Annotated in this window: 10 protein-coding genes; 2 read left to right on the forward strand and 8 right to left on the reverse strand. The window is 70.1% G+C overall.

Annotated features, from left to right (window positions below; translation table 11 throughout):
• A partial coding sequence (locus H0W38_RS12585; protein ID WP_292454496.1) for a hypothetical protein occupies nucleotides 1-341 on the reverse strand: 341 nt, incomplete at its 3' end.
• Nucleotides 334-1,665: a PepSY domain-containing protein gene (locus tag H0W38_RS12590; RefSeq protein WP_292454497.1), complete on the reverse strand. Its 1,332-nt coding sequence runs from the start codon at nucleotides 1,663-1,665 to the stop codon at nucleotides 334-336. The genes H0W38_RS12590 and H0W38_RS12585, both read right to left, overlap by 8 nt.
• 117 nt (nucleotides 1,666-1,782) lie before the next feature.
• Here H0W38_RS12590 and H0W38_RS12595 point away from each other — a divergent pair, with 117 nt between their 5' ends.
• Together H0W38_RS12595 and H0W38_RS12600 are read left to right on the forward strand one after the other, a co-directional pair.
• On the forward strand, nucleotides 1,783-2,049 hold the full coding sequence (locus H0W38_RS12595; protein WP_292454499.1) for an antitoxin: 267 nt from the start codon (nucleotides 1,783-1,785) through the stop codon (nucleotides 2,047-2,049).
• Between the two features lie 5 nt (nucleotides 2,050-2,054).
• Entirely contained in the window at nucleotides 2,055-2,453 is a 399-nt protein-coding gene (locus H0W38_RS12600) for a type II toxin-antitoxin system VapC family toxin (RefSeq protein WP_292454516.1), read from the forward strand.
• Nucleotides 2,454-2,551: 98 nt separating this feature from the next.
• Here H0W38_RS12600 and H0W38_RS12605 read toward each other — a convergent pair whose 3' ends face one another.
• The 6 genes from H0W38_RS12605 to H0W38_RS12630 all read right to left on the reverse strand — a co-directional run.
• Nucleotides 2,552-4,552 (reverse strand): TonB-dependent siderophore receptor, encoded by a 2,001-nt coding sequence (locus H0W38_RS12605; protein WP_292454502.1) that lies wholly within the window; start codon nucleotides 4,550-4,552, stop codon nucleotides 2,552-2,554.
• A 258-nt stretch (nucleotides 4,553-4,810) separates the two neighbouring features.
• Nucleotides 4,811-5,194 carry a hypothetical protein gene (locus tag H0W38_RS12610; RefSeq protein ID WP_292454504.1) on the reverse strand — a complete coding sequence of 128 codons (384 nt, stop codon included), beginning with the start codon at nucleotides 5,192-5,194 and terminating at the stop codon, nucleotides 4,811-4,813.
• A gap of 12 nt (nucleotides 5,195-5,206) precedes the next feature.
• Nucleotides 5,207-5,644 carry a hypothetical protein gene (locus H0W38_RS12615; RefSeq protein WP_292454506.1) on the reverse strand — a complete coding sequence of 146 codons (438 nt, stop codon included), beginning with the start codon at nucleotides 5,642-5,644 and terminating at the stop codon, nucleotides 5,207-5,209.
• Nucleotides 5,641-6,078: a biopolymer transporter ExbD gene (locus H0W38_RS12620; RefSeq protein ID WP_292454508.1), complete on the reverse strand. Its 438-nt coding sequence runs from the start codon at nucleotides 6,076-6,078 to the stop codon at nucleotides 5,641-5,643. Before H0W38_RS12620 ends, H0W38_RS12615 begins: the two co-directional genes overlap by 4 nt.
• 17 nt (nucleotides 6,079-6,095) lie before the next feature.
• On the reverse strand, nucleotides 6,096-6,959 hold the full coding sequence (locus H0W38_RS12625; RefSeq protein WP_292454510.1) for a MotA/TolQ/ExbB proton channel family protein: 864 nt from the start codon (nucleotides 6,957-6,959) through the stop codon (nucleotides 6,096-6,098).
• 1 nt (nucleotide 6,960) lies between these two features.
• Nucleotides 6,961-7,324, reverse strand: a 364-nt coding sequence (locus tag H0W38_RS12630) for an energy transducer TonB (RefSeq protein ID WP_292454512.1), incomplete at its 5' end; no start/stop codon positions are given.

A 7,324-nucleotide genomic window follows, 5' to 3' on the forward strand; every position in this document is an offset into this window, starting at 1 on the left:
CCCACCGCAAGGGTCGCCGCCGCGGCGCCGAGCGCGAACACTGCCAAGCTGACGGCCATGCCGAAAGCGAGCGGCGCGGTGCGCCACAGCCCCAGCGCGGCGGCGATGCAGCACACCGCCACGCACGCGGCCACTCCGCACTTCCAGGCCGCGACCGGGCGCCGCGGCAGCGCGATCAGCGCAGCCATCGCCAGCCACAGGGCGATGAAGACCCAGTGCCCCGCCCCTTGCTTGCTTTTGAGCAGCTCGAAGCCAGACCCCCAAGCCAGGCTGGCCGCGGCGATGGCGGTGAGCGCCGCGATCGACCCCAGGTGCAACCCGACCATGGCGCGTTCAAACACGGGTCCACCTCCCGTCGGCGGGGTCGGACGCAGCGCCGAAGACGGCAGGCTGTGTCGCAGCCGGGCCCGGCTGTCGCGCTGCGACAGGGCGTGGCGCCGCGGGACCCGCCTGTTGCGCCGGCCCTGACTGCTGCGCCGCCGAAGCGGTCCGGCTCACACGCCGGTGCTTGCGGCGATCGATCCAGATCAGCGTGCCGCTGAGCGACAGGGCTGCAGGCGTGAGGCCCAGCAGGAAGTACAGCCACTTGAGCACCAGCCCGCCGAAGTCGCCGAAGTGCAATGGCTCCATCAAGCCGTTGAACTGGCTCCAGAAGCCGCGCTGCCGGGGATCGCGCTTCTCCAGCAGGGCGCCGGTGGCCGCGTCGTAGCGCACGGAGGCGTTGGCGTAGAGCGAGTCGCGCAGCGGTCCGGTGAAGGCCACGCTGGCACGGCCGCCGTCGCCCTCCCCCCCGCGCAGCGACACCCTGCGCGGCAGGAAACCAGGAACGTCGCGGGCGGCTTGGTGCATCAGCGCGTCGACGGGCACCGCCGCCCGGCCGCCGCTGGCCGCTGCACGGGGTGGCACGGCAGCCCCTGCCGAGGCAGCCAGCATGGCTTCAAGCTCCGGGTGGAGGGCCGAGCCCGCGGCCATCCCGGTCCGCGCCACCGATACCGCCGCTTGCCCGGAGGGCAGCAAGTGCTCGTAAGCCCGCTCGAACACCGGCGCCAGCCCCAGCCAGGCGCCGGTAAAAGCGATGACGCCATGGAACAGCAGGCCCCAGACACCGGCGGCCTTGTGGAAGTCCGACGCGATCAGCCGAAAGCTGCGGCCCCAGCGCAGCGTGAACAGCTCTTTGAGCACCTTGCGATGGATGACCGTGCCCGAGACGATCAGGAAGAACATCGCCACGCCGAGGAAGCCGACGATCCATCTCGGGCCGAAGAACAGGAAGACGTGCAGCGTGCGGATGAACTGGCCCCGCTCGCTATCGACCGGGCCGACGATCTCGCCGGTGTCGGCCCGTGCGGCGAGCTTGACGCGGGGCTCGCCGGGACCAGCCTTGGCGCTAACGAACCAGACCGGGCTCGTGTCGTCCGGCGCCAGCAGCGACTCGGGCCGCACCCCGGGGTGCCGCTCTGCCAGGCTGGCCAGCACGGCGTCCGGCCCCACCGGGCTGGCGACCCGCGGCAAGGCCTCGAGCCCCGGGTTGGCCCACAGGTCGATCTCGTGCTTGAACACGACCACCGCGCCTGAGAAGCAGACCACGAACATCAGCAAGCCCGTGACGATGCCCGCCCAGGAGTGCAGCGTGTACAAGATGCTCAGGGTGCGGCGGGAGGTCATGGCGCGCCTGTCGCACTTCGGGCGCCGCTGCAGGCAATCAGGGGCCAGGTTGCGACTTCGTAGTCCTGCGCCCTAAAATACATACGTTTCCGTACACACAATCCAGAGGAGTCGAGCATGTCCGCAGTCATCAGCCGCGTGTTCATGAACGGCAACAGCCAGGCGGTGCGCATCCCGCAGGAATTCCGGCTCGATGCGAGCCGGGTCGAGATCAGCCGCAACGAGCACGGCGATCTGGTGATCCACCCGGTGCCGGCTGACCGCGGCACCGCGCTCCTGCAGGCACTGAATGGCTTCGACGACGAACTCGGCCACGCCTTTGCCGAAGCCTTGGAAGAGGACCGCCGCACGCAGCCCGCCCTGCAGGAGCGGGAGGGCCTGTGAAGTACATGCTGGACACCAACACGCTGATCTACTTCGTCAAGAACAAGCCGGCGTCCGTGGCGGCCCGCATCAATGCGCTCAACGACGACGACATGCTGTGCATGTCCTTCATCAGCTATGCCGAACTTCTCAAGGGCGCCGAGCGCAGCACCCGCAAGTCGGAGGTATTGCGTCGGCTGGACGCGCTGGTTCGCCAAGTGCCCGTCCTCTATCCGGCGAGCCGGGAAATGTGCGAGCACTACGCCGCGCAGTTCGTGCGCTTGAAGCACGCCGGCACGCCGATCGGCGCCAACGACCTTTGGATCGCCTGCCATGCACTGGCCGAGAAGGCGACGCTCGTTACCAATGACGTGGGCGAATTCAGCCGCATCGACGAACTCACCATCGAGAATTGGGTGCAATGAGGCGCCCGCGAAGACGCGCTGCGCCGGCACCGCTCGCGCATTGACCGGCCCGTCCGGTGCCGGCTCGCAGATCGAAGTGGGTCTGTTCATGCGGCGACTCAAAACTCCATCACCGCATTCACCCGCAACTGCCGCGGCGTGCCGACCGGCACCACGTTGTTGTTGAGTACGCCGGCGAAGTACTCCCTGTCGAACAGGTTGTTGACGTTCGCGCCTACGCGCCAGCCCGCGCCCTGGTAGGCGACGCCGAGGTCGGCCACCGTATAGCCGGGCACCTCGTAGTTCACGGTGAAGCCGCTTTTCGCGCTCTCGTGACGCAAGCCCCAGGACACGCTCCAGTCGGCCAGCGCGCCCTGCTCGAAGCGGTGCGTGCTCCACAAACTCGCGCTGTGGCGCGGCACGTTGTTGAGCACCTTGCCGACGTTGGCCGAGTTGTCGCGGGTCAGCTTTGCGTCGGTGTAGGTGTAGGCGGCGGCCACGCTCCAGCCCGAGCTCAGGTCGGCCGCGACCTCGGCCTCGAAGCCCTTGCTGCGCTGTTCGCCGGTCTGCACGCTGAAGCCGTCGTTGTTTGGGTCGGCGGTCAGCACGTTGGTGCGCGTGAGGTGATAGACCGCCAGGGCGGCATTGAGCCGCCCGCCGGCACCCTGCAGCTTGACGCCGGCTTCCGTTTGCCGGCCCTTCTCGGGCTGGAACTGCGCTCCGCCGGCATCCACGCCACTCACGGGCAGGAAGGAGGTGGCGTGGCTCACGTAGGGCGCCGCCCAGGGCGTGAGCTCGAACTGCAGCGCGGCATTGCCAGTCGTCGAGCGATCGTCCTGAGACTGCGACAAGCCGGTGATGTGGTTGAACGCCTCGTTGTCGATACGGTCGTGCCGTGCGCCGAGCAGCACGCTCCAGCGCTGGCCGATCTCGATGCGATCGCGCGCATAGACGCCCACGAATTTGACCGTGCTGGTGGTGTCGCTGCGCGGTGCCGGCGGGCAGGTGATGGGCGCGCCGTACACCGGGTCGAACACGTCGAGCGCCGGGACGGCGCAGGTCGTCGAAGCGGAGCGGTTGCGGTCGTGGTTGAGGTCCACGCCCACCATGAGGTGGTGGCGCAGGCCGCCGGCGTCGAGCGTGCGCAGGGCATGCGTGTCCAGCGCCAGCGCGCGGCCTCGGACGTCCTGCAGGGTGGCGCTGCGGTTCTGCAGGCGCTGGTTGTCCTGCAGCGCACTCAGGAACACGGCGCGGCCATCGACCTCCAGTTCCTGCCAGCGGAAGTTCTGCCTCAGCGTCCATCCAGACGCGAAGGCGTGCGAGAGGCTGTAGCCCAGCCGCGCCTGCTCGGCGTCGTAGGGGCCGAAGCCGGGTTCGCCCATAAAACGATTCAGCGGCACGCGGCCATTGACATTGCGCCGCAGGGTGCCGGTGATCGGCAGGCCCTGTTGGCGCAGGTAATTGCGCTGCTGGAAGCTGCCGAGCAGCACGAACTCGGTGCGCGGGCCGAAGTCCAGCGACAGCGAGGGCGCCACGTAGCGGTTCTTGAAGAAGACGAAGTCGGTCGGGTCGTCGCTGTTCTTCGCAAGGGCAGTGATGCGAAACGCCGCCTTGCCCGACTCCGACAACGGCCGCCCGAGGTCCAGCGTGCCCTGCCGCAGGCCGTCGCTGCCGACGGTCACCCCCGCTTCGCCGAAGGCCACCGGCCGCGGGCGCTTGCTCACCATGTTGACCAGGCCGCCCGGCTGCACCAGACCGAAGTTGATCGACGCCGGCCCCTTGAGCACCTCGACGCGCTCGACGCCGAACAGCTCCTGCGCCACCCAGCTGCTCTGCTCCAGCTTCAGGCCATCGACGTACACCGACTCCGAGGCGCGCTGCCCGCGGATGACGATGTCGTCCCAGCCGCGCCGCCCGAAGTTGTTCGACACCACGCCAGCCACGCCGCGCAGGGCCTCGTCGAGTGTCTGTGCCTGCCGCGCGTCGAGCTGCTCGCGGGTGACGATGGTGATCGACTGCGGCGTCTCGAACAGCGAGGCGTCGGACTTGGTGGTGCTGGGGCTCGGCTGCCGTGCCGAGTAGCCGGGATCGAGCCGCACTGCGGAGTCGATGACGCGCACCTCGGGCAGACGCCTCTGCGGATGGCGCCGGCCGCGGCGCCGGAACCTGGGCTTGCACGGAGATTGCGGCCAAGCCCAGGCTGCCCAAGAGCAGGCGCATGCGCAGGGTGCGGATGAGACGCCCGGTCACCGAGGGCAAGGGCCGGATGGACGGTGTCCGGCGGACGAAGGCGAAGGCCTGGTCGCAAGCCGGCCCAAGCGGGTGGATCGCCGGCGAGCAAGGACTGCCTGCGAGAGGGAGGACCGCTGCGCGCCGCATCACGCAACTCCCAGCGGCCTCTGCGGCAACGGCGGCAACTGCACGCGCGCGCGCTGCACCTCGGCCTCGAGCGCCTGCAGCGCCAGCGGGTCGTGCCAGCGCATCTGCGCGTTCAGGTGCGCCAGCGGCAGCTCGGCATGAACCACGCACAGCCGGCGCCAGGACCCCGGCAGCGCCGGGTCCTGCGCGGCGCGCAGCAGCGTTCGCAGCATGCGCAACTGCATGGCCACCGGCGAGCCGGTGTCGCGCCGGGCGAGCTTGGCGCCGCACAGCAGGTACAGGCCGATGCGCTCCGGCTGCAGCGGATGCAGGGCGCAGCGAACCTGCATCTGCAGGCGCTGCCAGCGCTCGGTGAGGGTGTCGCCGGATCGAAGAGTCGTCATAAGCGGCAGGGATCAGTGCAGCGCGGCACCGGTGGCGCCGGCCGCGGGAAAGTCGAAAGGGGCTGCGCCGGCAGCGGCGGGGACCGCCCGTTCGGGCGGCGACCGAGCCGGGGCGCGAGCCGCTTCCCCGGCGGGTTCGGACAGCGTTGCATCGGGCTGCGCCGCGCAGGCCAGGCCCAGCCAGCGCCGGTGGGCACAGCTCATCACCTGTCGAAGGGGGGCGCTGAGCAGGGGATGCCGCTGCAGCAGGTCGAGGTTCGAGACGATCTTGCGCGCCATCAGCGCGCGCTGCGTGGCGACATCGGCCTTGCAGTCGGGGCACGGGTCGGCCCAGGTCGTCATCAGGGCCACGGTGCCGGCGATGAGCGCCTGGGCGCAAGGCAAGCCGGCGTCCCCGGTGTCTTGCTGCCGGCCCTGTGCTGCACAAGGGGCTGCGGAGAAGGCGCTCATTGGGCACCGGCCTCGGCTTGCTGCGGCTCGGTCACGAAGCCGACCTTGGTGAGACCCGCCTTGGCCGCATCGGCCAGCGTCTCGGCGACCAGACCGTAGGCGACCGTGTGGTCGGCGCGCAGGTGCACCTCGGGCTGCGGTTCGCGCTTGCCCTCCGCAGTGAAGCGCAGTGCGGCCTCGTCGCGGCTCACCGGCGCGCCGTTCCAGAAGCGCGTGCCGGCCGCGTCGATTGCGAACTCGACCTTCTCGGGCTTGAGCACGTTGGGCTGCGAGCTCGCCTTGGGCAGCTCCAGCTTGACCGCGTGGGTGAGCAGCGGTGCGGTGACGATGAAGATCACCAGCAGCACCAACATCACGTCGATGAGCGGGACCATGTTGATCTCGGCCATCGGGGCGCCCGAGGATTTGCTGTTGTCGAAAGCGGCGAAGGCCATGGCGGTCTCGCTTCGCTTCAGGCGCGCGCCGCGGCGCCGCGGGCGGGGACGTTCGCCGCCGGGCTGCTCGCGGAGGGCAAGGGGCGCACCGTCGCGCCGTTCGCAGCGCCGCTGGCGGCACCCGTCGTTGCGCCGTCGCTGTGACCCCTGGCCGCCCCGCTCGCCGCCATCCTGGTCGCCTCGCCCCGCGCCAGCGGCGTGCCGGTGCTCAGGAAAGTCAGCAACTCGTGCGCGAAGGCGTCGAGCCGCGCGCCGAGCACGCGGTTGCTGCGGGTGATGGCGTTGTAGCCCATCACCGCGGGGATCGCGACGGCCAGGCCGATGCCGGTCATGATCAGCGCCTCGCCGACCGGGCCGGCCACCTTGTCGAGCGTGCCCGCGCCGCTCATGCCGATGGCGAGCAGCGCGTGGTACACGCCCCAGACCGTGCCGAACAGGCCGACGAAGGGCGCCGTGGCGCCCACGGTCGCGAGCACCGTGAGGCCGTTCTCCAGGCGCGTGTTCTCCTCGTCGAGCACCTTCTTGATGGTGCGGGTGAGGAAGTCCTGCGCGCTGCCGGCCTCGGAGAGCTTGGAGGCGCCGTAGCGCGCGTGGTGCGCCTGTGCATGCACGGCATGCGCGGTCAGGTGCGCGAAGGGGTTGTCAGCGCCGTGTGTGGCGATCTCGTGCTGCACCTCGTCGAGCGAACGCGCGTTCCAGAACAGGTTCAGGAACTTCGCGCTGCGCCGCTTGCGCAGCATCTGCGTCACGCCCTTGATGACGATCAGCGCCCACGAGGCCGCCGACATCAGCACCAGGATCACGAGCAGCGACTTGCCGACCGCATCGGCCTGCGTCAGGAAGTGGGCGAAGCCCAGCGCGGTGGTGGTGGTTTCGTTCATCTCAACTCTCCAGTTCGAAATTGATCGGCACGAGCGCCCACACGCGCAGCGCCACGCCGTTCTCGGTGTAGGGACGGAAGCGCGCCTCGCGCATCGCCGTCATGGCGGCTTCGTCGAGCCGGCGGTGGCCGGAGGACGACTGCACGCGCAGCTCGGCCGGCTGGCCGCGCTCGTCGATCAGTACGCGCACGACCACGCGGCCGGCCTCGGCGTAGCGGCGAGAGGCGCGCGGATAGCTGGGGGCCGGCGGCTTGAGGTACTGCACCGCGGTGGCGGGAATGGTTTTCGGCTGCGGCGGCGGCGCGGGCGGAGCCGGAAGGGGAGGTGGCGGTGCAGGCGGCGGCGGCGCGGGCGGGGCCGGAAGG

Origin of the sequence: Methylibium sp., assembly GCF_013817365.1 — a bacterium.
Taxonomy (GTDB): Bacteria; Pseudomonadota; Gammaproteobacteria; order Burkholderiales; family Burkholderiaceae_C; genus Methylibium.